We start from the raw sequence: 24,962 nt of genomic DNA on the forward strand, positions 1-24,962 counted from the left end.
GGTCCACATCCGCGCCCTGAATCACGCTTCACGCCCGGTGGGAACCCCTCAAATCCGATTTTCCAAACAGCCTCTTACGCTCGGGCGGTTAGTGGGAGGAAGCAATGTCGCCGGAAGAAAATCTACGCACATATGGTCGGTTTGTCGCTGACGTCCTCAACAAGCGGAGCATCGATCTGGCTGAGCAGTACTTTGCCCCGCAATTCGTAGATCATTCCCTTGCCTCGATGGGTATTCAGGGAACTGTTGAAGGGTTCAAGGAGTGGTTCCGCATGTTCTATGCGGCATTCCCGGACGCCACTTGGAAAATCGAGTACATGGATTCCAAGGGCGATTGGGTTTACCACCACAAGATCGTCAAAGGGACGCATAAGGGCGAGTATCTGGGCGTCCCCGCTACGGGCAAAGAGATCAGGTCTCAGGAGACCGGCCTCGTACGTTTCAAAGACGGCAAGATGGTCGAATTCTGGGGCACATTTGACGATTTCGGCATCGCCAGGCAGCTAGGGCGGGTTTGATCGCCGCCTGCCTTGCTTCCGCCCCCCGAATACCCTATTTCCGCGACGCGCGCATGGGATGATCCCGGCGTAATTCACACGCAAGGCAGGCGCTCCGCCTTAGCGCAGAGCTCGCCGGGAGCATCAAGGCGATGGACGGCATAGTGGACGTGCGGCTGAACTAGACGTCCCCGGCTGGTCATGCCGGCTGGATATTGTGGTTGAGGTGGAACACGTTGCGCGGATCATATTCACGCTTCACCCGTGCCAGCCGTCCGTAGTTTTCCGTCCCGAAGCCGGCGACGACGCGGTCGGCGCCTTCGTCGCCGATGAAGTTAAGATAGACGTTGCCCGCCGACCATACGCGCCTCAAGAGATCTTGCTGGCTGGGGGATATCGCAGATCTACGCGCCGACGGCCTTGCCCATCAAACAAAATCTGAATGCGCTCATCATGAGAGCAGAAATTCCGCGTCCCACCTCGAATAGCTTGCGAGCTGAACATAGCCGTCGTCCTTGAACCTGGGAAAGGTGCGCGATACAGTTTCAATGAGGCTGAGATAATCGGCCATACCCGTTAACGCTCGAGATGGGACGAGCCGCCCTGGCGCTCCATCATGTCGACAAGGAACGTTTCTACCCGTTCGAGGCATCTACTGGTGCGTCAACCGAGTACCCGAGTCGTTTCCGCTGAGCGCCGACTGAGACATTGTTACGCGCTATGAGCGAAGAGGTTCTCGCGAAGACGATCCTTCCGCTGGTCAAACGTCTAACGACCGAGGCGATGACGTTGCTCATCTCCGCTCTGTTCGGCGCGTTGTTCGTTTTGAACCAAGTTGCGTCTGCAACCGAGGCGCCACGGAATTTCGCTATTCATGAGACACCGAAATCGCTTCCGGATATCCGCTTTGAGGACGGCGATGGCCGGTCCAAAACACTCGCCGATTTTTCCGACAAGATCGTGCTGCTCAACATCTGGGCGACGTGGTGCATCTCCTGCCGCAAAGAGATGCCGACCCTCGACCGTCTGCAGACGGAGCTTGGCGGCGCTGATTTCGAGATCGTTGCGCTTTCGATCGATCGCGCCGGTCCAGACGCAGTGAAGAAATTCTATATCGAGATCGGCATCGCACATCTCGCCCTCTATATCGACGCCTCCAGCGAGGTCATGTTCGCGCTCGGCGTTGTCGGCCTTCCGACGACGCTATTGATCGATCGTGAAGGCAGAGAAATCGGCCGGCTCATAGGCCCAGCCGAATGGGATACTCCCGAAATGGTGGCGTTTATCCGAAGACACATCATCACCAACTGAGAGCGGAAGAGACATGGCCAAAACAGGATCGCCCTCGCCGCGCAGGCCTCGCTTGGCCGCGGCGATCTTCACGCCGTACGCTACAACCTCGGGCCGACCTAGCCTGCTCACGTTGGCAGCAAGCGTCCCCTTCGTCTACGGACAAATGCCGCATCGGGCATGCCGACTTCGATGAGGCAGTGCGACAGTCAAACTTTCTCTGCCCGCGAAGGTCGGAGCGAATGCTTCAGAATCGTCACTAGGGGCGAACAAAGTGTCCGGAAAAAAGAAACTGTTAAGAAATCAGGAGGTCATCGTGCAGGGCAGTCGTGGAAGGGGACGTCGCCGCGCTCGCGTGCATGTCCTGCGTCGCGCCTCCAGCCAGTTTCTGCTGGGTGCAGCCGCAGCGACGATATTCGGGCTCGCCCTGTATTTTCTTTAGGTGGCATGATGTTGCGTCGTTTCTACTCTTGCCGCTACCGGACATTTGAACGTGGGAGTCGGAATGCGGAGCAAGAAGTTCAGCCGCGAGTTCAAGCTCGAGGCGGTGAAGCTGGTGAAGGAAGCGGGCTGGCGGTGCTGGAATTGGCGCGCTACGAGAAAGCCATATCGACGCTGCGTCAACTCCAGGCGATTGAAATCGCTGCCCGCTGCAGCGGTCGAGCTTAAGCCGAGCGGCATTCACTTTCAGCTTGGCGTCTCCTCACCGTACCGTACGACGGTAGAGCACTGCCCCACGAGCGCTGACCCCACAATTTGCGCCCTTTCGCGGTTTCGGAATCAAGTCCGGCATAGTTTCGAGGGCGGTTTGGACATTCTGCTGCCACGGCCCCTGGGCCGAGAATTTCTCGCTCATGATCTCTTTCGGGTCGACTTCTTCCCACTCCTGCCTGCGTACGATTTTAACATACAGCGCTGTACGGACGTAGTAGTCCGGGAACCAGAACGAATTGAAAGCGAGCGCTTCTCGATAGAGGTCCGCTTCGCTCAGACCCTGGGAAGCGCCAAGTTGAAGGACCCCGAGCAGCGCCGAGCCGTGATTGCAGTCCTGAAAGAATGTCGAGTTGTTGCAGCAGGGACGGAATGTCGACTTGGCGAGCCGGATTGCCAGCGCTTCTTCAGCTTGGGTCATCTCAACGATCGAGAACTTGTTGAAGTAGACGCTGCCCTCGTTGTGATCGCCCAACGTCCATCCTGCAGTGGACGAGAAACTTGGCAGCCGCACAGTGAACAGCGGGCTGGTCACATTTCCCTCCATATGATTGGCGAGGCCGATCGGCCAGAGGAGGTTGACGTAGTCGTTAGCATTTTCTCCAGTTAGATGGATCGGCTCGTTCAACGGCTCGCTGAGCGCATCCGCGAGTTTATCGGGGCCCTTCCCGGCTCGCTGTCGCAGACCCAGAAACTTTCCTTGATCAAGGACCCCCTGCCGAACCAATCGGACGATGCTGTCTTTCAATGCGATCGAACTCAAATATCCGTTCGGAGGCAGGACCTTGGCGCTAGCCTCCTCGAAGAGTGGATATTCGCTGGTCGCCGGAGATCCGGGAACCTCTGCTTGATCGGTCAAACTGCCGGCGGCAACACGATTGGTCCAAGACAGCATAGCGGCGGTCGCGAGCATTCCAGTGAAGCGACGCCGCGTATAAGTCGGCGGCTCGAAATGGCTGGTCGCCGACTCGGTTTTCTTAGCACCCTCGAATGCCGCGGCCGGGTCACTGTAGTCGTGACGCAGGAGTGCCGCATGTATATGCATCATCCGATTCTCCTCTTACTTTCAGCTTACTTTCAGCCGAGCAAACCTGCACAGCTGTTTGTGTACCCACGAAAGTCGAAGCGAGAACGAGGGGCGCATCGTGGGTTTCTCCATCCATTCATGCGTTGTGACTGCATGTCTTATATGCGGAGCGTTTGTCGCACGTGCGAACCATCGGGCTGGCGCGTGACCTAGTCCAACTCGCCAGCGGGTTGTACTGGATGGCGCCGCGCCCGGATCAAAGCCGGTGCGGTCGTGAGGCAGAGGAAACGGTTGACGGTGCAGGGTCGGTCGCCTCTGGGATCGTCGATGAGTTGCCGGCAACAGCGGATCGATCCGGCCGATCGGGATGACTGGAAGCGGCAACTTTTCATGAGGCCGCGCTACTTCGATCAACGCGGAATAAGAAAGATCGGCGCCAGTACCTACCGGCGTAGGGACCCGCAAGGTGGCCTCTGCTTTGAATGATTGAACGGTCCAGGCTTTCCGACAAATATCCAGCCCAATGAAGGGTGAGTCGCCCAGATGATACAAAGCTCGCCGAACAAGGCCACTTAGATGTTGCAAATTTCTCCTCCCTTCATTGCTTGGCCGGCGCGTTGTGGATGGTCAAGTCGTCCGTCATCCGACACGAATCCTGATGTCGTCCAGGAATTCGTAAGTCGGTACATCGAGATTGCGCGGTGCGGGACCTTTCCTGACCCGCCCGGAGATGTCGTAGACCGATCCATGACAAGGGCAGAACCAGCCATTGAAAGGCCCCTTGGGATCGTCTTGCCGCTGGCCGAGGGGAATGCAGCCGAGATGCGTGCACACGCCGACCATGATCAACCACTCGGGCCTCTGCACCCGGTCTGCGTCGGCCTGCGGATCGATGAGACCCGGGTTCGTGTCATCGGCAGCGGCAGCGGCGATCATTTCCGGGGTCCGCCGCACGATGAACAGAGGCCGGCTGCGCCATTTGGCCGTCACCCGCTGGCCCGGTTCGATCCGCGAAAGGTCGAGTTCAATGGTTGCCAGCGCAGTGATATCGGCAGATGGCCGCATGTTGTCGATCAATGGCCATAGCGTCGCGGCGGTGCCAACGACCGCGGCCATTCCGGTAGCCACATAGAGGAAATCGCGACGGGTTTCTGTCGGCTCCTCCACATCAGGCGGATCAGTTCGGCTGTCCTGCATCATCGCTTCATTCCTTCTCTGCCCCCCGGATACCCTCACCCCTTTTCGCGTCAGGAGGCGACAATCCTTCCGCGCCGAGCGACGGCCTGTTGATGGGCGTTGCCCTTCGACACTGCTCCCGTGTCATATCCTTCGTCGCACCACCCAAAACGGCTCTCACGAACTATCGCCATCATCGGCGCGGCTGGTTGCCTTTGTGAGCACACTGACGAACCTCCAAGGTGACGGTCTCGAATTGACTTGGCCGAAAGCCTTTTCAACATGCAACGGACGCCTGTTCCTGCCGCGATAACCTTTGAGCCTGAGCCTGGCAGCTCGGTCTGAGGGTCGCTTTCCGCGTCCCTTCGCCGATGATTGCCGGTGTCCGAAACACGGCAGCCCCATAGCCAGGACACTTGCCCCGAGCAGGCAGGTGCACTCAAACACCGGAATCGGCGCTCGGCCGATTACACAGTGTCAAGCATTGTTTTGGATCTGGGGGGATGGTGGTCCGGGACGGCAAAATGTCCGTGCAAATACGTAGACGGAACAGGCGTAAGCCCTTGAGCTGAAAAAATCGCAATGGCCACTGTGCCTTGCGGGATGATGGCAGGGGCTGGCGCACAGGCGGTTCGAGGACAGATCGTCGTCTTACCGCTGGCCGTGACTTGGACGGAGCATTCGGCGCAGTCGCCATCATGCAGGGCCACGTCCGATGCCAGCGTCATCTTGACCGCCATGTCACCGGTCTGAACCACCGACGCGCCAATCCCCGCGGTGACCAGGACCACAAGCATTAGAGCGGCAATCTGTCTTACTGACCACCACATCGCCTTGTAAATCTACAATGTTGATGCTGTGTTCTCAAGATGCCTACATCAAAGGCGCGCTCGGACAGCGGGCCGCCAATACGTACCGGCCGCTTGACGCAGCATCAGCGTAATGTCGCACCAAGCTCTGGATGCCGACCTTGAGCCTTGAGCTGGCGATAGCCCGTTGAGCCGAACTCCGCCGCCCAGCCCCCAAAGGCGGGGGCCGGCCACTGACCGCTACTTCTTTTGATCGACAAGACACTGCCGTTTCAGTGTGGCAAGGTGCCTAAGTGGTCCGCCGCAGACCACATGCTGAGCCGGCGCGGAGCCTTCTGTTTTCTGTCCAAGAGCTAAGCGTCGGCCGCTGCAATCGGAAACCCGCCCCCGCGGACAGGGGCGGGTTTTCCTTTTCGGATAGCCAGCCAAGCGAGGGCTCAATGGGACGCGGCTCGGCGATAGGACCATACTTCCATTGTATGCTATGGTTTTAACGGATGACTGCTTTGTGAGTTGCCGAACGTGAGTGCCGCAAGAAGAGCCAGAAGGCGGAACAGGTCTATCAAGCAGGCCTACATCGGGGCCGATCTCCTGATCGGATGGGCCATCGTGATAGCGTTGTTTGTTGCAATCCTCTTCGCATTTCACGCCCTCGGTCTCCCGCCGCTAAAGTGGCCCGAAGATCAGATCGTCCTGCGCTAACTGGCTTGACGCCGACAGAAGGCGCGTTCGGCGAGATGATCGCAAGTGTACCGCGACTGTCGAGGCATTCGACAGTTTCTTCGTGACGGAGCCGGCCAAGGGTGACGGCTAGCCAGTGTGTGCGCGGCGGTGACAAACGAAGCCATGGAGCGCCGGCGTGATGTCGGTGCGGGCGGAGTAAAAACCGTCCAGTGGCTAGGCTGGTCCCTTTGGGGGGGGGCGGCCGGGAACGTTTGCCATGGAAGTCTACGCCGCCGTCCGGCATTTCGTCTTTGTCGAGGGCAACAGCCGTCGTGAGGCGGATCGTGCTGGTCCGGTAAAGCAGCGGTATACGGCGAAGCGGATATTCGAGCGGCTGCGCGACGAGCACGGCTATGGCGCCGGCTACACGGTGGTGAAGGACTATGTCCGGATCGCGCGGGCACGAGGCCGCGAGACGTTCGTGCCGCTGTCGCATCCGCCTGGCCATGCGCAGGTGGTTTTTGGCGAGGCGGTTGGTGTGATCGGGGGAGTCCACTGCAAGCTTCTGCATGGACCTGCCGCAGTCTAGCTCGCTGTGCTTCCCTCGAGCCGGACTATGATATCGATGGCGCGATCCGCCGCCGCAGTCGATCAGATAATCGAAATAGGTGTTGTCCTTGTCGTTGGAGGCGCGCCGTGCCACCTTTTTGTAGTTCCACCCTATCGCCTCGTCCTGCATCGCGTGTCGGTCTTGAAGCTGCTCTGGCTGCAGGTAAACCGGGCGGTGAGGAAGGAGCGTGCCGAGGATTTACTGTCACTCGTGTCACTGATCACCGCGGGCGACGCCGGCCCGCGAAAGCCCAGTTCCGCATCGTGGTGCTCGTGCGCCTACACTTAAGGATCGAATGACGGCCGCATCGAGATTGGGCTGGAATCCCGGATCCAATCTCCTGCCAGGCGGAACCCGCCCGTTCCAGGCAGAGCGATCGCTCAATTTGGAGCCTGGCGCAGAAGTCACCCAGCGACGATCAGCCCGGGAACGACTTTGGCCAATTCGTCGAAACCTGGGCGCATCCGCGCCTTGGCGTCGACGATCAAATGGTCCATTTCGTCCGTCGGACAGAACACCGATCTTGCCGGCGCACCCACCTTCGAGTGATCGGCCAGGATGATCGTCCGTTCCGCGTTTTGAACCATTGCCCGCGCGATCTCGGCGCCGTGCAGAAAGTAGTTCATCGCCCCCATCCTCGCATCCACCCCCCAAGGCGCCAGCAGCGCCAGGTCGGCACGATAGCGGTGGATGTCGTTGATGGTCGCCGCACCATGCGTCTCCATCGGGTCCTGTTTGAAATCGCCGGCCAGCATCACGACCCGAAAGCGTCGGGTCGGCTCGCCCGGCCGCTCGGCCAGCTGCTGCGCCACATCCACCGAGTTGGTGATGATGGTGAGGTCGGTCAGGCCATTCGGCCCAGCCAGCGCCTCGGCCATCGTCGCACTGGTCGAGCCGGCATCCATGAAGATGGTCAGCCCGCTTTGCAGCAGCCCCAGCGCAGTCGCAGCGATGGCCCGCTTTTCCTGGAGGCGCTGCGTCACCCGGATACCGAAATTGGTATCCTCGCGCGCCACCGGCACTGCGCCGCCGCGCACCCGACGCAACTCGCCGGCTAGTTCCATCTCCATCAGGTCGCGGCGGACGGTTTCACGCGAGACGCCAAAATCCTCGACGATGCGGTCGATGGACACCTGACCGAAAATGGTCAGTTGGGAGCGAATCTTCTGGTGCCGTTCTTCCTGCCACATCTCGTACTCACAGCGCTTCAGAGCTTTTGCCCGGGCATAATTGCCCCATCTTTCCTCATTCAGCAATCCCTTCGCCTAAGTATGCCTCATAACCACACACATAACACATCTTGCCACATAGATTAAAGTCGGCTAATGACGATCCGGCCCTGCAAGAGGAGCGGGCAGACATTTGAATTCTGACGGTAGCCCTCGGAAGGGGCTTGGCTTCGGCGCCTTGCGCCGGAGACGGTTATGTGCTGCCGCGAGACTGGAGAGACCGCATGAGCCGTGCATCGGCAATCGAGGAACAGCACATCGCGTTCGCCAACCAGCTTGCCGATGCAGCGCGACGCCTGCTTGCCCAACATGCGGGGGAAGCGCTTGGTGTCTCGGTCAAGCCAGACCGCAGCCTGGTCACTCAGATGGACCTGATGATCGAGACCGAACTGCGGGCGATGATCGCCAACCGCTTTCCCTCGCATGGGATCATCGGTGAGGAGGAAGGAACGGAGGCGGCGGGCGCCGAGGCGGTGTGGATCCTCGATCCCATCGACGGGACCGCGCCCTTCATCGTCGGCCTGCCCGTCTATGGCACACTGATCGCGCTCGCCATCGACGGCGTGCCGCAACTCGGCGTCATCGACATCCCGGCTGTTGACGCCCGCTGGCTGGGCGCGCCCGGCCGGCAAACGACCTGCAACGGCCGCCCCGTGCGCGTGCGGTCCTGCGCAGATCTCTCACTGGCGATGATGACCAACAGCAATCAGGACTATATCCCGGTTCCCGATCGTCCCGCTCTCGATGCGCTGCGCGGCGCGACGGCCACCCGGGTCTATGGCGGAGCGGCGCTCAATTACGGTCGCCTGGCCGAGGGACGAACCGATCTGGCCCTGGACGCCGGTCAGAAGGTATTCGACTTCGCACCCTTCCTGCCCATCGTCGAAGGTGCAGGCGGCGTCATCACCGATTGGCGTGGCGAACCGCTGACCATCCATAGCAGCGGCCACATCCTCGCTGCTGGCGACGCCAACGTACACGGCCAGGCGCTGGAGCTGATTGCGGGGCTCGGCCTCGCGGGACCAGAAGCTGACGCCGTGGCCACGAACGCCTGACACGCACATCGGACCGATCTTAGGATAGGGGAGACGCATGAGCATCGACATATCCAATCTCGATGTCACCTATGGCCAGGAGAAGGTCATCTCCGGCCTGTCGCTGGCGATCCCGGAAGGGTGCTTTTTCACGCTGCTGGGCCCGTCGGGCTGCGGCAAGACCACGCTGCTGCGGACCATTGCGGGTTTCGTGTCGGCCAGCGCCGGCTCGATCAGCTTCAGCGGCCGCAACGTCACGCAGCTGCCGCCGCACAAGCGCAATATCGGCATGGTGTTTCAGGACTACGCGCTTTTCCCCGACAAGACGGTCGCCCAGAACGTCGCCTACGGCCTGCATGCCCGCGGTGAGAAGGGCGAGGGTGTGACCCGCAAGGTCGCCGAGGCACTGGAGCGCGTCGGCCTCGGCCATCTGGGCGCGCGCCATCCGGCAGCTCTGTCGGGCGGTCAGCGTCAGCGCGTTGCGCTGGCGCGTGCGCTGGTCATCAAGCCGCAGGTGCTGTTGATGGACGAACCGCTGTCCAACCTCGACGCCAAGCTGCGCATCCAGATCCGTGAGACGATCACCGAATTGCAGCGCGAGGCGAACATCACCACCGTCTTCGTGACCCATGATCAGGAAGAGGCGCTGTCGATGTCGGACCTGATCGGCGTGATGAACCGCGGCGCGGTCGAACAGCTCGGCACCCCGCAGGACATCTACGGCACACCGAGAACGGGCTATGTCGCCGATTTCGTCGGTGCCGCCAACCGGCTGCCAGTCCAACTGCATGCCTCCGATGGGCGGCTGGCCGAGGCCACTCTGGGTTCGGTCCGTATCAAGGCCACTGACGCCCTCCCCGGCCCGGCCAGCGAAGGCCTGCTGATCCTGCGCCCGGAGGATTTGAAGATCTCGGCTACGCCGCACGATCCTATGCAATCGCTGCCGGCGATGGTGAAGGGCCGTCAGTATCTTGGTTCGAAGACCAGCTACCGACTGGAGCTTGGCGACGCACTGCAGGTCGTGGCCGAACTGCATGGTCCTGGCCATGACGGCTTCGCGCCCGGCGACCGCGTCAATCTCGGCATCGATCCCGCTCTCGCCCGGGTGATCGCAGCGTGAACGCCGCCTCCTTCCGCTCCCCCTGGTTCTGGATGACGCTGGCGGCGCTGGGCCTGCTCGCGCTGTTCGTGCTCTATCCGCTGGTCAACATTCTCAGCGCCAGCCTGTTCGGCGAAGGCCCGTCGGGCTGGTCGCGGCTGGTCTCGACCCCGAAATACATCGAGGCCATCCTGAACACGCTGATCCTAGCCTCGGCGGTGACCGTGATCTGCACGATCATCGGCGTGCCCTTGGCCTATGTGACGGCACGCTACAGCTTCCGCGGCAAGGCGCTGATCGCCCTGCTGCCATTGATCACGCTGGTCATCCCCGAGGTGATCGCCGCCCAAACGTGGCTGATGATGCTCGGCAACAACGGCCTGATCACCAAGGCCATGCGCGAGATCGGCATCCGCCTGCCCTCCTTCTACGGCTGGTTCGGCCTCATCACCTCGATGAGCTTCATCTACTACACCTATGTCTACATCGGCACCGTCGCGGCCATCGGCAAGTTCGACGTGCAACTGGAGGAAGCCGCGCAAAGCCTCGGCACCCCGCCGGCGCTGGCGCGGATCAAGGTGATGCTGCCCGTCATCCTGCCCGCGATCCTCGCCTCGGCGCTGCTGGTCTTCACCATGACCGTAGGCAATTTCGCCATCTCGATGATCCTCAGTCACCGGCTGCCGCTGCTTTCCGTCGTGACCTATCAGGCGGCGGTCGCCGAAGGCACGTCGAGCATCACCATGCAAAGCACGCTGGCGAGCGTGTCGGTGCTGATCGTCATGGCGGTGCTGTTCGTGAACCGCTGGATCGTGTCGCGCGGCCGCTATGAGATCGTGCAGGGCCGTGGCGCAAGGCCGGTGCCGCTGAAGGGCTTGCGCGGCGCGTTGGTGGCAGGGTCGGCCGGGCTGGTGGTCGCGATCTCGCTGCTGCCGCTGCTGACCATCACGCTCGGCGCCTTCACCACGGCGCGCGGCCCGGTCATGCAGTGGGGCGAGTGGACGTTGGACAACCTCGCCCGCGTCTTCGTCACCGCGCCGGAACCGCTGGTCAACTCGCTCACCTACGCCGGCATCGCCACCTTCATCTCGATCGCCTTCAGCGCCATCGTCAGCTATCTGGTGGTGAAGAAGCCGAACCTTGTGACGCCCGCGGTCGACTACATCTCTGCCATCCCGCTGGCACTGTCGGGCACGGTGCTCGGCGTCGGGCTCCTGGCGGCGTTCAACGGCGGCTGGCTGCCGCTGACCGGCACCCCGATCATCATCGTGCTGGCCTATGTCATCCGCCGCATGCCGTTCGGCATGCGCAACGGCCAGGCCGTGCTGCACAACATCCCGAACTCGATCGAGGAGGCATCGATCAGCCTCGGCGTGGCGCCGGTGCGCAGCTTCCTGCGGGTGGTGCTGCCGGTGATGCTGCCTGCCGTCGCCTCGGCCGCGATCCTGACCTGGACCACGACCGTCTCCGAACTGTCGGCGTCGATTCTCGTCTATTCGGGCGGGCGTGAGACGCTGCCGATCCAGATCTTCCGGCTGATCGATTCCGGTCTCATGGCCTACGCCTCGGCCTATGGGCTGGTGCTGGTGGCGGTGATCCTGATCCCGGTCGTGCTTGCCAACCGCCTGTTCGGCATCGACGTGTTCTCGTCGAAATGACGGCCCCGCAAAAGCCGGGCGCAAATAGGCGCCCGGCCTGAAATTCAATCAAGAGAGAGGAGAAGCAACATGAAATTCCATTCCATCGGCGCAGCCGCTTTGGCCCTCGGCCTGAGCATCGTGCCTGCACTGGCAAAGGAGCCAGTGCTCTACACCTCAAACCCGGTGCCGGCGGTCGAGGCCGTGCAGGCTGTCGCCAAGGAAAAGGTCGGCGCCAGCCTCGGCGTCATCACGGGCGGCAGCGGCGTGCTGCTGCGCCGCATCGAGGCCGAGGCCGCCGCCCCACAGGGCGACGTATTCTGGTCGTCCTCGGCCAACACGCTCGGCGCCTATGAGAAATTCTTCGAGCCCTACAACTCGCCGGAACTGTCGGCCGTGCCGGCATCCCTGCGCTATCCGAACAACCTGTTCCAGCCGTCGAACGTGCATCTGGTGACGATGCTGGTGAACACCGACCTTTTGGACGGCGTCGAAGCCCCCGACAGCTGGGCCGACCTTGCCGATCCGGCGTGGAAGGGCAAGGTGATCGTCGCCGATCCGGCTAACAGCTCGACCGGCTACACCATCGCCTGGGGCCTCGCCCAGCTGCTGGACAAGAAGACCTATGAGGCGCTCGTGGCGAACATGGTCGTCGCCGGTTCGTCCTCGTCGGTGCCGAAGGGTGTCTCGATGGGCGAATATTCGGTTGGCCTGACGTTCGAGACAAACAGCTACGCCTATGTCGACGGCGGCCAGAAGGAGCTGAAGCTGGTCTATCCGTCGGAAGGCACCTTCATGACCGCCGACTATGCCGGCCTGGTCAAGAATGCGCCGGCGGGCGACGCCGCCAGGAAGACCATCGACGCGCTGCTCTCCAAGGAAGCGCAGATCGAGTTGCTGAAAGTTGCCTTCCGCCGCCCCAGCCGCAGCGACATCAAGATCGCCGACTATGTCGGCCTGCCGGAACTGGCCGAGGTCAAGGTTGCTCCGTTCGACGAAGCCGCCGCCGCCAAGGCGCGCGAGGCCTTCCTCGCCGAATGGGCGGCCCTGCCCAAGGCTGGCGACACCGAATAGGTCGGCGGACCACTCACTCCTACAAGCCGCGGCGCGTTCTTCCCGCGCGTCGCGGCTGCAGTCGCAACGCAAGACCTCTATCGGTCGAGGCCCTGACGGACGTGGTCGTTACGGTGATCCCGTGTTCCACGCTCGCGTCGTTCAACTGCGACGATACGGGAATTGGCCTGCGCCTGGCGCGGCTGTTCGCCCGCGATTGCTGCCAGGCCTTCAGCCACCTGACGAGCATCGGCCGGCGGTCGGCGCGCGAGCGGGTGGCGCATCTTTTGCTGGAACTCTTCATACGGTTTCGCGCGCAGTGGCCGTAAAACCGCATCGAGGAAACGTGCCTGCCTCTGACGCAGGAGCAGATCGGCGACGCCACGGGGCTGACCTTTGTGCATGTCAACCGTGTGCTCAGCGCCCTCCGCAAGGAACGCATCGCCGAGTTCCACTATCGCCGGCTCCGCATCTTCAACCCGGACAAACTGATGGACGTCGCCGGCGTCGATGCGCAGATGGCGGCGGGCTGGATAGCGCGGAACTCGCCCGGGGGTGGGCCGGCTTGAGCCAACCTGGAGGCGGGCGGTCCACGCCACCCAGCTACCCCTCACAGGATCGCATCAAGCCTGGTGCTGTGCATGACCAAAAATAATGTATAGACAAAAGGCCCGGTTGGTATAGTATTTAATAAGGTTACCAACGCGGTAATGTTTAAAGAATTGCTATTCAAAAGAAGGTTTGATCAATGCCGAAGATCTCTCGCCGCGCCCTTCTTTCGGTCGCGACCGCCGCTCCCTTCTTCGCGATGCTGCCGCGCTTCGCCCTTGCCGACGGGCACGATGTCCTTCGCATCGGCATCGCCGGCGAGACGGGGAATCTCGATCTGCTCCAGAACGTGTCCACGCTGTCCTCCTACACGGTGGTTTTTGACGGCCTGATCCACTACGGGCCAGGCGGCACGCTGCAGCCCGGGCTGGCCACCGCATGGAAGGTGGCCGAGGACGGGCTTTCGATCAGCTTCGACCTGCGCGAAGGCGTCACCTTTTCCGACGGCACGCCCTTCGATGCGGCGGCGGCGGAATGGAACCTGAAGCGCTGGCTGGGCGTCGCCGATTTTTCCTGGATCGGCATCGCCGACGCCTATGACAGCATCGTGGTGGATGCGCCCAACAAGATCACCGTGAAGCTCAAGCGCCCGGTACCCGCCGCGCTGCTGGAGCTGACCATCGTGCGGCCGGTGCGTTTCCTGTCGCCCAAGGCGGTGGATGCCAATGGCAAGCAGTCAGCTCCCATCGGCACCGGGCCGTGGATCGTCGAAAGCTATTCATCGACCGGGACGACCCTTGTGCGTAACGACGGCTACTGGGGCGAAAAGCCGGCGTTCTCGCGGATGGAACTGAAGGTGGTGCCCGACGAGCTGGCGCGGGCGAACGGCCTGCGCGCCGGCGAACTCGACATCATCGGCGGCGAGTGGGTCGCGCCGCTGTCGCCGCGCCGCGCCCGCGCGCTCGCCAGCGACGGCGTCACCGTGGTGGCCGAACCCGGCACGGCGACGACGATCCTGGGCTATTCGCCGAAATCGCCGATGATGCAGGACAAGGCGGTGCGCGACGCGATCTTCGTCGGCATCGACCGTGCCGCGGTTGCCGCGGTGCTGTTCGAGGGCTACGCCGACCCGACGGTGGATATCTTCCCGACCACGGTGCCGACGGCGGGCAAGCGCCACGACGTGCCGAAACGCGATCTGGCGGCGGCCAAGGCGGCGCTGACCGCAGGGGGCTGGATCGCCCAAGGCGCCGGGTTCTCCAAGGACGGCAAGCCGCTCGCGATCGACTTCCTGGTGTCGGACGAGGCATTCCCCGGCTCGCGCCGCATCGCCGAGATGCTGCAGGCGCAGCTGACCGAGGTCGGATTCAAGGTCAACATCTCGTCGGTGGACACCGCCGTGATGCACCAGCGCCGCCCGGCCTTCGAATACGACCTGACCTTCTTCGGCAACTACGGCGCGCCCTATGATCCGCACGGATCGCTCGGGGCCTCCTTCGTCACCGCGGTCGATACCGGGCCGGACGGCAAGATCTATGTGTCGGACGATCTGGACAAGCTGGTGCTGGCGGCGCTGGAGACCGCGGGCGATGCCCGCGAGGCCGCGATGCAGTCGGTCTATGACTGGATCTACGATAACACCGCGGCCTGCCCGCTGGTGGTGACCCAGCGGCTCTGGGCGGTGTCGCCGCGCGTCAAGGGCTTCGCGCTGCCGGCGACCGACTACGACCTGCCGTTCAAGGGCCTGACGCTGGCCTGAGCGGAACCTAGAGGGCAAGTCCCATGCAACGCATGTTCCTGCGGCGGACGGGGCTTGCCCTGTTGCTCATGATTGCGGCCAGCGCGCTGACTTTCGTGCTGATCACGGCCGCTCCCGGAAACGTCGCCGCGCTGATCGCCGAACGCTCGGTCGGCGCCGGCGCGGATGGCGCGATGATACGTCGGATCGAGGAGGAGCTGGGCCTGAACGACCCGCTGCCGGTGCGCTATCTGCGCTGGCTGGGCGACGCGGCGACAGGCGACTTCGGCGTCTCGCTCCGCTCGGGCAAGCCGATGGCCGAGGAGTTCGCAACCCGCATCCCGGTTACGGCGATGCTTCTCGCCGGGGGTGGGGTTCTGGCGCTGGTGCTGTCGCTGGCGTTTGGCATCGCCGGGGCCGTCTCGAATGGCGGCGTGCTCGACCGGCTGCTGCATGGGCTGGCGCTGCTTGGCGCCTCCACCCCGAATTTCTTCGTCGCCGCACTGCTCGTCATCGCCTTTTCCGTCGGGCTCGGCTGGCTTCCCAGCTTCGGCGTGTCCGGCATCAGCTCATGGCTCATGCCCTGGATGACGATCGCGCTGTTCCCGGGCTCGGTGCTGGCCCGGGTCGTGCGGGTGAACCTGCAGGAGGCGATGTCGCGGCCCTTCGCCACGACCGGCTTCGCCAAGGGACTGACCCGCCGCGCGGTGCTCGTGCGCGAGGCGCTGCCGAACATCCTGATCCCGTTCATGACCACCTTCGGCGCCCAGTTCACGCTGATGATGATCGGCGCGATCGTGGTCGAACGCGTGTTCGGGCTGAACGGCATCGGCGCCTTCTTCATCGAGGCGATCCGGTTCCGTGACTTCATCGGCATGCAGGCGGTGCTGCTGCTGTTCGTGGTCTTCTTCGTCACCGTCAACCTGATCGTCGACATCGCGGCGATGCTCGCCGATCCGCGGCTGCGCCGTCCGAAGAGGGCCTGAGATGAACATACGCTCCTGGCCCTGGGCGGTCCTGACCCCGGCCGTCGCCTTTGTCCTCGTCGGCCTTTTCGCGCCGCTGCTCATGACCCAGGATCCAGCAGCGCAGGACTACGGCGCGATCCTCCAGGGGCCCTCGGCGACGCATTTCCTCGGCACCGACTATCTCGGCCGTGACATATTCAGCCGGATCATCGGCGGCGCTCGCACCTCGCTCACCGCGATGACCGTGGTGCTGGCGGCGGCGCTGGCGATCGGCGTCGTCATCGGCTCGTTCGCGGGCTATGTCGGCGGGCGGACGGAACTGGTGCTGATCTCGCTCATCGATATCGCCTTGGCGCTGCCCAGCCTGATCATCGCCTTGGCGCTGATCGGCGTCTTTTCGGGCGAAGCCTGGACCTGGCTGTCGGACTTCTGGAAGATGGTCATCGCGCTGACGCTTGCCTGGTGGGCGAACTATGCGCGCATGAGCCGCGCCGTCGTGGTGGCCGAACTGCAGCAGCCCTATATCGAGGCGGCGCGGGTGATGGGCGCGAGCCACCTGTGGATCTTTGTCCGCCACATCCTGCCGCATGTGCTGGGCCTCGTCGTCGTCTATGCCAGCGCCGATGCCGGCGCGCTGGTGCTTGCCATCGCCACGCTCTCCTTCCTCGGCCTCGGCGTGGCTCCCCCGACGCCGGAGTGGGGCCAGATACTGGTCGATGGCATGAGCTACATCGAGGAATATCCGAGCCTGGTCATCATTCCGGGGGTGGCGCTTACCGCGGTGGTGGTCAGCTTCAACCTGCTCGGCGAAGCCTTTGCGCTGCAAAAGGTGCCGCGCGCCGTGCGCGGCGGACTGCTCCGACGCAAGCGGGCTGCGCGGGCGGCGGAAGAGGCGGCGCGCGGCGCCGCCGAAGCAGCGGAGGTGCGGGCATGAGCGATTCCACCCTGTCGCCTGCCGAAGCGCGGCCCGTCTATGCGGTCGAGTCCCTGGTCATCGATCTCTACACCCCAACCCTTTCGGTGCGTGCTGTGGACGGCGCGAGCTTTCACGTCGCCCCCGGTGAGACGCTGGCGGTGGTCGGCGAAAGCGGCTCGGGCAAGACGGTGATGACGCTCGGGCCGCTCGGGCTGCTGCCTGAAGGCGTCGCGGTCGATCTGCGCGGTGCGGCGCGCGCCGACGGCCGCGACCTGCTGACGATGTCCGCAAAGGACCTGTCGGCGCTGCGCGGCGGCTATTTCGGGGTGATCTTCCAGGATCCGATCAGCGCGCTGAACCCGATGCTGAAGATCGGCCCGCAACTGGCCCGGCAGGCCGAACTCTATCAGGGCCTCTCGCCAGAGGCCGCGCGCAAGGAGGCCGTCTCGCTTTTGGCGCGCTCCGGCATTCCTGATCCCGAGGATCGCTTCAACCGCTATCCGCACGAATTGTCGGGCGGCATGCTGCAGCGCGCGATGATCGCGCTGGCACTCGCCGCGCGGCCGCGCGTGCTGATCGCCGACGAGCCGACGACGGCGCTCGACGCCACCGTGCAGGCGCAGATCCTGTCGCTGATCCGCCAGATCCAGAAGGAGGACGGCATCGCCGTCATCCTCATCACCCACGACATCGGCGCGGTGTCGGTCCTGGCCGACAGGGTGATGGTGCTCTACGCCGGGCAGGTGGCCGAGGAGGGCGTCGCGGTCGACGTGCTGACCGACCCGATACACCCTTACACCCGCGGGCTTCTCGCCTCGGTGCCCGATTTCCGCTCGGAAACGGCCGTGGGCACGCGCGAGATACCGGGCCTGCCGCCCAACCAGGCCTCGCTCGAGGCGGGCTGCCGCTTTGTCGACCGCTGCGAGCGGGCCCGCCCCGGCTGCCGTACGCGGCGGCCCGAACTGACCGCCGTCCGGCGCGGCGTGGCGGCCCGGCGCGTCGCCTGCCCGGTGGTCCTGGAAGAAGAGGGGATCGCCCATGGCTGACACGCCCGCCATCGCAGCCCGCGGCGTGAAGGTGCACTTCCGCACCGCGGCGGGACTGGTGCGCGCCGTCGACGGGGTCGACCTGACTGTCCCCGCGGGCGCGTTCCACGGCATCGTCGGGGAATCGGGCTGCGGCAAGACCACGCTCGCCCGGGCGCTGATCGGGCTCCAGCCCGCGACGGCGGGCGAAGTGCGCATCGCCGGACGCGACCGTGCCGAATGGCAGCGAACCGACCGGCGAGGCTTTGCCCGCGCCGTCCAGTTCGTCTTCCAGGATCCGCTCGGCTCGATGAGCCGGCGGCAGACCGTGGGCCAAACGCTGGAAGAGCCGCTGCTGATCCATGGAACGGGTGGCGCTATGCAGCGTCGCGCCCGCATCGCCGAGCTTCTCGATCTCGTCGCACTGCCCGCCAGCGTGCTCGACCGCCTGCCGCGCTCGCTCTCGGGCGGACAGCGGCAGCGCGTGGCCATCGCACGGGCGCTGGCGCTCGGGCCGCAGGTTCTGATCGCGGACGAGCCCCTGTCGGCGCTCGACGTGTCGGTCAGGGCGCAGATCGTCAACCTCTTCGCGCGGCTGCGCGACCAGCTCGGGCTGACCATCGTGATCGTTGCCCACGACCTCGCCATCGTGCGCGAGGTATGTTCGGACGTGACGGTGATGTATCTGGGCCGCGTGGCCGAGGAGGGCGCGACGAAGCCGCTGTTCGCCGATCCCGCCCATCCCTATTCGCAGGCGCTGCTTTCGGCCGTGCCTTCGCCCGATCCGCGCATCGAGGCGGTGCGCCCTCGCGTGCTGCTCGCGGGCGACCCGCCCAGCCCGCGCAACCCGCCGCCGGGGTGCCGCTTTTCGACCCGATGCCCGGTAGCCGAGCCCGCCTGCCGGACCGAGGAGCCTGCGCTGCGCGCCGTCACCCATGGCGGCCGCGCGGCCTGCCTTCTGGCCGATGCCGCGCGCCATGCCCGCATTGCGCAAGCCTGATTTGGCCGGGCCACGATCAGTCGGTCGGTCAGGTTAGTGCCTGCCCGGCCAGGGGCGCAATGCCGTGGCGTCAGGCGGCCATCCCGATGTCGTAATCGCTGTGGCTACCGTGCTGAGCGCCGACGCATCATTCATGGCCAGGTCGCTTGCCTGCACCCCGACGCTACCTACTCCGGGCTGCAATAAAATGCGGTCTCTTCGAGGCCTCCAAAATAGTTGAGGCGGATCAATTGGTGGCGCTTGCTCATGACAATACCAAGTGCACGGAGATGCTCTTGGACCTACTTGTATTACTCATTACCCCCTCCAAGAGGCGGGAAGACTTTAGGTCATATTGGACTTATTTTCTAGATTGGTGAGAGCATATTGAGCTGCTACTAATCGACGAAGGGCGCAGCGGGGAGAAGATAGCGGTGAAGGGGACAGTGCATCGGCCCAAACTCATGTCGGATCCGACCTGCGAGCGCTGCGGTAAGCCCACAGCGGTGAGAATTCTGGTGAAGAAGCCGTGGGAATACGTCTGCATTGAGTGTTTTGATCGCGATCCTGCCGATTATGATTATGAGGACCCTTCTTTCAAGGGCCAGTCAATAAAGAATCGTAGCAGTGGTGCGGGGCAAAGAGCACAGTGACTGAGCCACGGTCTGGAGTGCGCCCCCTGAGGGTAGACAGATCGGCTTGAGGAATTGACCAGTCTTGTCGCGTTTTCGAAAAGAGAACCATGGCAAGATATCGCACTCACAGCATCGAGTTTAAGCGTCAGGCCGCGCAGGAATACCTTTCTGGCGAAACGCTTCACGGACTGGCGAAACGCCACGATGTCACCCGCAATCTTGCGGGCAGACACAGGCTACTTAGGCGCATAGTGCCAGTTCATGCGCGACTCATCACGGGGCTGCCCCATCTGGTTAGGAACTCGGAAGACCAGCCTGCGACAGCATTTCAAGGAACCTCGAGTGGTGCAAATCCTTCACATAGCGCGGCACAAAGCCGGGACAGACGTTGCCAAGGTTGAGGTGCGGGAGTTGCGAAAGGCAATGATGGATGGCCCGGGACGCCTCTGCCTTGTTGCCCGTTGCCGATGCTGCTGCAGCCCAATACAGGGCGCCCCGAACGAAGCCCGGCTTGGTCCTGACGACTTTGCGAGCGACTTCGAGGGCCCGTTGATCGTCTTCGCCGGCGAACCTGGCCATAACCACGCTATAATGTCGCCAGAAGTCGATAACGTCATGCGTTCCGAGCCTTATCGCTTCGTTGGGTAGCGCTTCACTGACCTGTCCGCGCAAGGCGAAGAGCATGGCAATATCGCCGTGGCCACTGGGGTAGCTTGGGTTGAGGCTGATTGCATGCCGGCATTCGGCGATCGCCTCTTCGATACGGGCAGAGCTCTCGAGCGCGAACGACAAAACGCACCGGGCAATTTCATCGTCCGGCACCGCCCGTACCGAGGCTTCCAAGCTCAAGCGCATACTCGATTTGCCCAGGCTCTCGAGGCAGTGCTCCAAACGCCACCCCCATTGAGATTACGATCGGGAGCGTCCGCTGTGCGCGCGCGTTATCGTGACTTAGCGAAAGAGCTTTCTCGGCGAGCCCCAAGCCGACCAACAGCGAGTCCCGGGTCATCTGGTCATCTCGAAATACTTCATGAGAGCTTCGTTCACCAGCCTGCGCACTTCAGGGGGACCCGGTGGGCTCTTGTCCCGAACCTTCCAGTTCGTCAGTTGAAGTTCGAGGATGACCGCCAGCACGACCGACTGTGCAATGCGGTCCTGGAACTGAAGTGCATTCTCGGAGTACCATCAAACTTCTGGGCCACCCAGACATTCTGACCGCTGGCAGCATCGACCAGCTGAACGTTCACCCTCAGCTCGTCGCCCGATCGCTGGATGCTGCCACTCAACAGAGTGGGCGCATGTCGGTCACCCCTCATGACCGTTGGTATCAGTCCCTCGAGCACGAGCCAGGACCGTGTCAACTGAGGATGACAGATCAAATGCTTGCAGGAGCGCTCGACTGACGGCTGCCTGATCGCAGCCCCGAGGTCCCTACCGGGACGCGGTCCCGATGATGCCGTGGTCAGGACTGTCGCCGACCCCGGTCCCGCACGCCTATGAGATGGGCACATCGGGTTACCGCTCTGGACCAGCATCAAGCATGAACCCGGGGCGACCTCAGAAGACGGAACGCGATCTAGCGCCCTCATCGGGATCACTTGCGTCAAACGGACAGTCCTCAATCGGCTGACACAGTGTGCTGCCGAACCAATCGCTACGTCATTTAGGTGTTGACTGGACCGCCCCGTTGCCGAAGTCCTGAGCCCAGCCGTTCCGCCGTCGTGGAAGCCCGCTCCGGGGAGACCGGGGCGGGCTTTTTCGTTTCAGCGGTAGAGCTGGGCTTCATCACGCAGGAAGTTGTCGAGCGTGCCCTGGCCGCCGCGGCCGGTGATGTCGACCAACTCCACCATCACCGACGCGTCCTCGGATGCGGATTGCACCGGTTCGGTGATGAAGAAGCTGGCGAAGGCCTCGACCGGCAGGTCCTCGCTGTGGCCGGACAGGTCGTTGTCGGGATCCTGTTCCAGGGCATTGCAATTCAGGATGGCGCCGTAGATCAGGCGCCGGTCGACGGACGTTACGGGCGGCTGGCAACTGTTCGGGGGCGTTCCGACCTCGCCGCCGACCGATGCGGTGCCGACCAGGCCCTGGGCGATCTCGTAGCGGTAGACCTCGTAGCGTGTCGGTTTGGACGCCGACCAGGAGGAGGGCTGGGCCGCCGCGCCGAAATTCGTGGTCCAATAGCCGTTGAGGTCCCAGTTCCCGTCTCCCATCCGGCCACCCATGTAGGGCGTGGCCGCGTCGCGGGGCAGCCCTTTCATGCCCGGTTCGGTGAAGGACAGCTGGTTCATGGAGGGGCACTGGTTGGCGTTGCCGTTGGTCTTTTTCGCGCCCTTGCGGACATTGGCCGCCGGACCATATTCGGCGCTATTGAAGTGGCTGCCGTTGGCCTTGATGCCGAACCTGACGTTGAACGCGTCCTGCACCGGGCCGGCGTTCTGGCCGGTCTTGGTGTCGACGCCATCGGCGGAATAGCAGCCGATCGGCCTGGAGGTGGCGATGGTCTGGGCGAGCGCCTGGGCGCCGTTGCCGACACCATCCGGCGGCTGGAGGAAGCCGAAATTGCCGGGGCCGGCGGCGGCACCGTTGCCGACCTTGCGCAGCTCGATGAGGCGGCGCCGCAGCGCGGTACTGGCGGCGGCCTGCTCAAGCGTGACGCCGTTCGCATCGTTCTCATAAGGATTGCAGATGAACACCGGGGTGAAGTCGCAGACGCCCGAGGTGAAGCCGGCGACGGCACGGGCGCCGACGGTGAAGCCGTTGTCGGCGGTGTCGCCGGACAGGAACGAAGCTGGAAAGATGGCGCTGAAGGCGGTCGGGGTGACGGTGACCTGAATGAAACGGGTCTCGCCTTCGTTGGCAGCGTGCTGGGTCGACGTCACCAGGTCGCTGTCGTTGGCCGGCAGGGCCTTGAGGAAACACCACGAGATGCTGCCGGCGCTGTTGCAATTGAGCGTGCCGCCGGGCTGGCCGGCGGTCAGCGTGGTCACGCCCGCCGTCGAGAAATAGCTCTGGTTCTGAACGAGGGTCGCCATGGCGCGCTCGGCCCGCGTCCACGCGCCCGTGGTGCCGTCAAGCTCAGCTGCGGCGGCGAGCGCAAAGGAGTCGGCTGCCTTCTGCAGATCGTTGTGCAAGGTGTTGACGCGGCTCATGTCGATGACGAGCAGCGCAAAGCCGACAATAACCGGAAGCATTATGGCGACGAGTAGCATTGCGATGCCGCGCTCGTCGTCACGGAACTTGCGAAACAGATGCATCGCCTCGTCCCCCTGCCCAACAGCAGCAGAGTATGTCTAATTTAGAAAGTTGCAAACTGCCATCAGGCGGCATCGGGCGATGCGATCGCTTCCTCAGCTGCAGCAATGAGGGCTTCGATCATCTCTTCCGGAGCTGGCTGGCCAGGACAGAGGTCGGCGATGATCTGCTGCGCCAAGATCCTGAGTGCAGGGGGTTCAAGCTGTCGCCCATTCGCCAGCTTTCGCATGGCCCCGCGCATCGTTTCAAAATCGATTGCATTTATCGCCATCGCTCCCTCCCACCAAATATGTGGAGCAGATGCACGATGGCTGCTTCCGTCGTCGAGTCTGCTCAAGTTGTGAGGCATCGCGATGCCAGAATTTTACACCCAATGGTTGGGCTCGACAAATTCGGTATCCACTGGAGGCGATCAATGTTTCGCCTCGACGTGCAGCATCAACGCCACCTCAGTTGAGCAGAGGTCGGTTCCCTGCGGTGAATTGTGCCAGACAGGTAGCGATGTCTTCGAGGAGGTCTATGGCGGGAGGCCGCAGCATCGGTTTCGGGTCGGCGCCGCCGGCAACACCCAGCACCGGCACGACGGCGAAGTCCTCGTAACGAACTGGGCCGCTGATCGAAACGATGAACTTCATGGTGGGGAATCGCTCATCCAGCGCATCCTGGATCCGCATGAGCTCGATGGGGTCGTCGAAGTGGTCACCCTCTGGTGGGATGACGATGAACTCGCGGCACTCGCCGTCTTCGGAACAGATATCGGTCATGGCCTCCTCCCTTCGGGGAGGTTCTCTCACGTAGCACCTGCGATGCCAATCGTAGATCGTTCCCGCCGGGAGCGTAGATGGTGCGATGATTTATTTGTCCCGTTGCATTGTCTATTGGCCCCTTCCTATCAGCCGCTGCCTGTGCGCCCTTTTGCAACTGCAGTTATTTTGATATTCGCTAATGTGGAGCGTGTATCGGCCAGCCCCCTCCACCGTGAGCGCTCCCAATGACCTGCCGGAGATTATTGTCCGGGGACCGAAACCCGCTCTGCGCCCAAACCCCAGAGCGGGTTTCTTTTGGCTGGCGGTTTGATCGCGAATGCGCTGGATCGATGACGACTCCGGTCCCGCCATTTGCGGCGCGACGTCGACCGCGGTCACATCGCCAACATCAGGCCCGGGTGTAGCTTCTGCAGGTTTGACAACGACTTCGGCTGCCACGGGACTCGCGCATCGCCTTTTATGTGCAGTCGAACCTCTGGATGTTTGCGCACCTCAATTACCAGCCTTGCCAAGAGGTTTTTTCCTTGCGAGTTGACGAAGTTGAGGCCCCTGATGTTCAACGTGACAGCTGGTGGTCGCGAGTTGAGGATATCCCGCAACAGAGCCATGATCGGCTGATCGCTGGCGAAATTCTCTGGTCTCATCACTCCTGTGAAATAAATCTCGTTTCCGCTCGTCCAAAACTGGTAGCCATTGGTCACAATTTTCATGATAACCGTGACTTTCTGTGCTTGTTACACTCTGTGTAGCTTAGCAGGCCTTCAGTCTATAATCGACATATCTGAAGCAATGAGTTTGCGGCGGTGAAAACGGATACCGAGGTGACGCATCCCCGCCGAGTAGTCAGGGCTGCTTCACGAGCACCGGCGCCAGCAACTGCGTAGCTGCCCGTCGGCATTGTCGCAGTCGTCTCCAGGCTGGGTATACCGTCCATCGCTGCGAGATTGCTGGCGCACAGATTGTCGGCGCCGGGAACGGGTTCAGACCCGACCTTCGACCAGCCGCCATCCTTTATGAAACCGCTGCGTTGCCATGAGCTTAGATCCTTCAGTGCAGCCAACTGCTCGGCTGCCTGTTCGCTTGCAACGAAGCGCTGCACGCACTCAGCAGCGGCGAGTTCCGCGCGAGCATCGCGCGCTGCCACAGATGCCATGAGCCTAGCCGAACCACCGGTCATCCAGCCGCCAAACGTAAATCCAGCCACAATCGTTAAAATTGGGTAATGCCTATCGGAACTGGACCAAATCCTGGAGGATTTGGCCATGTCTCGATGCCGTAATTGCGGTTTTGGCTGG

At 62.8% G+C, this 24,962-nt stretch carries 21 protein-coding genes and 2 pseudogenes; 13 read left to right on the forward strand and 10 right to left on the reverse strand.

The window, feature by feature from the left end; genetic code table 11:
• Nucleotides 1-104 precede the first annotated feature (104 nt).
• Nucleotides 105-518: an ester cyclase gene (locus PV773_RS24385; RefSeq protein WP_347968859.1), complete on the forward strand. Its 414-nt coding sequence runs from the start codon at nucleotides 105-107 to the stop codon at nucleotides 516-518.
• Nucleotides 519-696: 178 nt separating this feature from the next.
• On the opposite strand, the gene PV773_RS24390 is transcribed toward PV773_RS24385, so the two are convergent.
• Nucleotides 697-870 (reverse strand): BBE domain-containing protein, encoded by a 174-nt coding sequence (locus PV773_RS24390; RefSeq protein ID WP_347968860.1) that lies wholly within the window; start codon nucleotides 868-870, stop codon nucleotides 697-699.
• Nucleotides 871-1,217: 347 nt separating this feature from the next.
• Here PV773_RS24390 and PV773_RS24395 point away from each other — a divergent pair, with 347 nt between their 5' ends.
• Nucleotides 1,218-1,808: a redoxin domain-containing protein gene (locus PV773_RS24395; RefSeq protein WP_347968861.1), complete on the forward strand. Its 591-nt coding sequence runs from the start codon at nucleotides 1,218-1,220 to the stop codon at nucleotides 1,806-1,808.
• 682 nt (nucleotides 1,809-2,490) lie between these two features.
• Here PV773_RS24395 and PV773_RS24400 read toward each other — a convergent pair.
• Both PV773_RS24400 and petA read right to left on the reverse strand, forming a co-directional pair.
• Nucleotides 2,491-3,546 carry a hypothetical protein gene (locus tag PV773_RS24400; RefSeq protein ID WP_347968862.1) on the reverse strand — a complete coding sequence of 352 codons (1,056 nt, stop codon included), beginning with the start codon at nucleotides 3,544-3,546 and terminating at the stop codon, nucleotides 2,491-2,493.
• 618 nt (nucleotides 3,547-4,164) lie between these two features.
• Nucleotides 4,165-4,722 carry a ubiquinol-cytochrome c reductase iron-sulfur subunit gene (petA, locus tag PV773_RS24405; RefSeq protein WP_347968878.1) on the reverse strand — a complete coding sequence of 186 codons (558 nt, stop codon included), beginning with the start codon at nucleotides 4,720-4,722 and terminating at the stop codon, nucleotides 4,165-4,167.
• A 1,728-nt stretch (nucleotides 4,723-6,450) separates the two neighbouring features.
• On the opposite strand from petA, the pseudogene PV773_RS24410 reads away from it, so the two are divergent.
• Nucleotides 6,451-6,784: pseudogene (locus tag PV773_RS24410) on the forward strand (IS21 family transposase); the annotation flags it as partial.
• A gap of 403 nt (nucleotides 6,785-7,187) precedes the next feature.
• On the opposite strand, the gene PV773_RS24415 reads toward PV773_RS24410, so the two are convergent.
• A complete protein-coding gene (locus PV773_RS24415) occupies nucleotides 7,188-8,039 on the reverse strand; it encodes a DeoR/GlpR family DNA-binding transcription regulator (RefSeq protein WP_347968863.1) in 852 nt (283 codons plus the stop codon).
• Between the two features lie 197 nt (nucleotides 8,040-8,236).
• On the opposite strand from PV773_RS24415, the gene PV773_RS24420 reads away from it, so the two are divergent.
• From PV773_RS24420 to PV773_RS24465, 10 genes are all read left to right on the forward strand, one after another.
• A complete protein-coding gene (locus PV773_RS24420; protein ID WP_347968864.1) occupies nucleotides 8,237-9,067 on the forward strand; it encodes an inositol monophosphatase family protein in 831 nt (276 codons plus the stop codon).
• Nucleotides 9,068-9,104: 37 nt separating this feature from the next.
• Nucleotides 9,105-10,166 carry an ABC transporter ATP-binding protein gene (locus PV773_RS24425; RefSeq protein WP_347968865.1) on the forward strand — a complete coding sequence of 354 codons (1,062 nt, stop codon included), beginning with the start codon at nucleotides 9,105-9,107 and terminating at the stop codon, nucleotides 10,164-10,166.
• Nucleotides 10,163-11,803 carry an iron ABC transporter permease gene (locus tag PV773_RS24430; RefSeq protein WP_347968866.1) on the forward strand — a complete coding sequence of 547 codons (1,641 nt, stop codon included), beginning with the start codon at nucleotides 10,163-10,165 and terminating at the stop codon, nucleotides 11,801-11,803. Before PV773_RS24425 ends, PV773_RS24430 begins: the two co-directional genes overlap by 4 nt.
• 69 nt (nucleotides 11,804-11,872) lie before the next feature.
• Nucleotides 11,873-12,856, forward strand: coding sequence for an extracellular solute-binding protein (locus tag PV773_RS24435; RefSeq protein ID WP_347968867.1), 984 nt, complete (start codon nucleotides 11,873-11,875; stop codon nucleotides 12,854-12,856).
• A 368-nt stretch (nucleotides 12,857-13,224) separates the two neighbouring features.
• Complete coding sequence (locus tag PV773_RS24440; RefSeq protein ID WP_347968879.1) at nucleotides 13,225-13,404, forward strand: hypothetical protein; 180 nt, start codon at nucleotides 13,225-13,227, stop codon at nucleotides 13,402-13,404.
• 179 nt (nucleotides 13,405-13,583) lie between these two features.
• On the forward strand, nucleotides 13,584-15,143 hold the full coding sequence (locus tag PV773_RS24445) for an ABC transporter substrate-binding protein (RefSeq protein ID WP_347968868.1): 1,560 nt from the start codon (nucleotides 13,584-13,586) through the stop codon (nucleotides 15,141-15,143).
• 23 nt (nucleotides 15,144-15,166) lie between these two features.
• Nucleotides 15,167-16,108: an ABC transporter permease gene (locus PV773_RS24450; protein WP_347968869.1), complete on the forward strand. Its 942-nt coding sequence runs from the start codon at nucleotides 15,167-15,169 to the stop codon at nucleotides 16,106-16,108.
• A 1-nt stretch (nucleotide 16,109) separates the two neighbouring features.
• Nucleotides 16,110-17,024 carry an ABC transporter permease gene (locus tag PV773_RS24455; protein WP_347968870.1) on the forward strand — a complete coding sequence of 305 codons (915 nt, stop codon included), beginning with the start codon at nucleotides 16,110-16,112 and terminating at the stop codon, nucleotides 17,022-17,024.
• On the forward strand, nucleotides 17,021-18,052 hold the full coding sequence (locus tag PV773_RS24460; protein ID WP_347968871.1) for an ABC transporter ATP-binding protein: 1,032 nt from the start codon (nucleotides 17,021-17,023) through the stop codon (nucleotides 18,050-18,052). The genes PV773_RS24455 and PV773_RS24460 overlap by 4 nt, the downstream gene beginning before the upstream one ends.
• Nucleotides 18,045-19,031 (forward strand): oligopeptide/dipeptide ABC transporter ATP-binding protein, encoded by a 987-nt coding sequence (locus PV773_RS24465; RefSeq protein WP_347968872.1) that lies wholly within the window; start codon nucleotides 18,045-18,047, stop codon nucleotides 19,029-19,031. The genes PV773_RS24460 and PV773_RS24465 overlap by 8 nt, the downstream gene beginning before the upstream one ends.
• 908 nt (nucleotides 19,032-19,939) lie before the next feature.
• On the opposite strand, the pseudogene PV773_RS24470 reads toward PV773_RS24465, so the two are convergent.
• The 6 genes and pseudogenes from PV773_RS24470 to PV773_RS24495 all read right to left on the reverse strand — a co-directional run.
• Nucleotides 19,940-20,934: pseudogene (locus PV773_RS24470) on the reverse strand (transcriptional regulator); the annotation flags it as partial.
• Between the two features lie 474 nt (nucleotides 20,935-21,408).
• Entirely contained in the window at nucleotides 21,409-22,902 is a 1,494-nt protein-coding gene (locus PV773_RS24475; protein WP_347968873.1) for a pilus assembly protein TadG-related protein, read from the reverse strand.
• A gap of 62 nt (nucleotides 22,903-22,964) precedes the next feature.
• On the reverse strand, nucleotides 22,965-23,171 hold the full coding sequence (locus tag PV773_RS24480; RefSeq protein WP_347968874.1) for a hypothetical protein: 207 nt from the start codon (nucleotides 23,169-23,171) through the stop codon (nucleotides 22,965-22,967).
• A 178-nt stretch (nucleotides 23,172-23,349) separates the two neighbouring features.
• Entirely contained in the window at nucleotides 23,350-23,664 is a 315-nt protein-coding gene (locus PV773_RS24485; RefSeq protein ID WP_347968875.1) for a hypothetical protein, read from the reverse strand.
• A gap of 377 nt (nucleotides 23,665-24,041) precedes the next feature.
• Nucleotides 24,042-24,377 carry a hypothetical protein gene (locus PV773_RS24490; protein ID WP_347968876.1) on the reverse strand — a complete coding sequence of 112 codons (336 nt, stop codon included), beginning with the start codon at nucleotides 24,375-24,377 and terminating at the stop codon, nucleotides 24,042-24,044.
• A 56-nt stretch (nucleotides 24,378-24,433) separates the two neighbouring features.
• Nucleotides 24,434-24,962 (reverse strand): hypothetical protein (locus PV773_RS24495; protein WP_347968877.1); only part of this gene is annotated, 529 nt, incomplete at its 5' end.

The organism is Mesorhizobium sp. CC13 (genome assembly GCF_039907765.1).
Lineage (GTDB): Bacteria > Pseudomonadota > Alphaproteobacteria > Rhizobiales > Rhizobiaceae > Aminobacter.

Coding starts and splice junctions, on each gene's coding strand:
- PV773_RS24480 (WP_347968874.1), bottom strand. CDS start 23,171: ATGGCGATAAATGCAATCGATTTTGAAACGATGCGCGGGGCCATGCGA.
- PV773_RS24450 (WP_347968869.1), top strand. CDS start 15,167: ATGCAACGCATGTTCCTGCGGCGGACGGGGCTTGCCCTGTTGCTCATG.
- PV773_RS24445 (WP_347968868.1), top strand. CDS start 13,584: ATGCCGAAGATCTCTCGCCGCGCCCTTCTTTCGGTCGCGACCGCCGCT.
- PV773_RS24460 (WP_347968871.1), top strand. CDS start 17,021: ATGAGCGATTCCACCCTGTCGCCTGCCGAAGCGCGGCCCGTCTATGCG.
- PV773_RS24400 (WP_347968862.1), bottom strand. CDS start 3,546: ATGATGCATATACATGCGGCACTCCTGCGTCACGACTACAGTGACCCG.
- PV773_RS24455 (WP_347968870.1), top strand. CDS start 16,110: ATGAACATACGCTCCTGGCCCTGGGCGGTCCTGACCCCGGCCGTCGCC.
- PV773_RS24425 (WP_347968865.1), top strand. CDS start 9,105: ATGAGCATCGACATATCCAATCTCGATGTCACCTATGGCCAGGAGAAG.
- PV773_RS24475 (WP_347968873.1), bottom strand. CDS start 22,902: ATGCATCTGTTTCGCAAGTTCCGTGACGACGAGCGCGGCATCGCAATG.
- PV773_RS24435 (WP_347968867.1), top strand. CDS start 11,873: ATGAAATTCCATTCCATCGGCGCAGCCGCTTTGGCCCTCGGCCTGAGC.
- PV773_RS24385 (WP_347968859.1), top strand. CDS start 105: ATGTCGCCGGAAGAAAATCTACGCACATATGGTCGGTTTGTCGCTGAC.
- PV773_RS24395 (WP_347968861.1), top strand. CDS start 1,218: ATGAGCGAAGAGGTTCTCGCGAAGACGATCCTTCCGCTGGTCAAACGT.
- PV773_RS24490 (WP_347968876.1), bottom strand. CDS start 24,377: ATGAAAATTGTGACCAATGGCTACCAGTTTTGGACGAGCGGAAACGAG.
- PV773_RS24465 (WP_347968872.1), top strand. CDS start 18,045: ATGGCTGACACGCCCGCCATCGCAGCCCGCGGCGTGAAGGTGCACTTC.
- PV773_RS24420 (WP_347968864.1), top strand. CDS start 8,237: ATGAGCCGTGCATCGGCAATCGAGGAACAGCACATCGCGTTCGCCAAC.
- PV773_RS24485 (WP_347968875.1), bottom strand. CDS start 23,664: ATGACCGATATCTGTTCCGAAGACGGCGAGTGCCGCGAGTTCATCGTC.
- petA (WP_347968878.1), bottom strand. CDS start 4,722: ATGCAGGACAGCCGAACTGATCCGCCTGATGTGGAGGAGCCGACAGAA.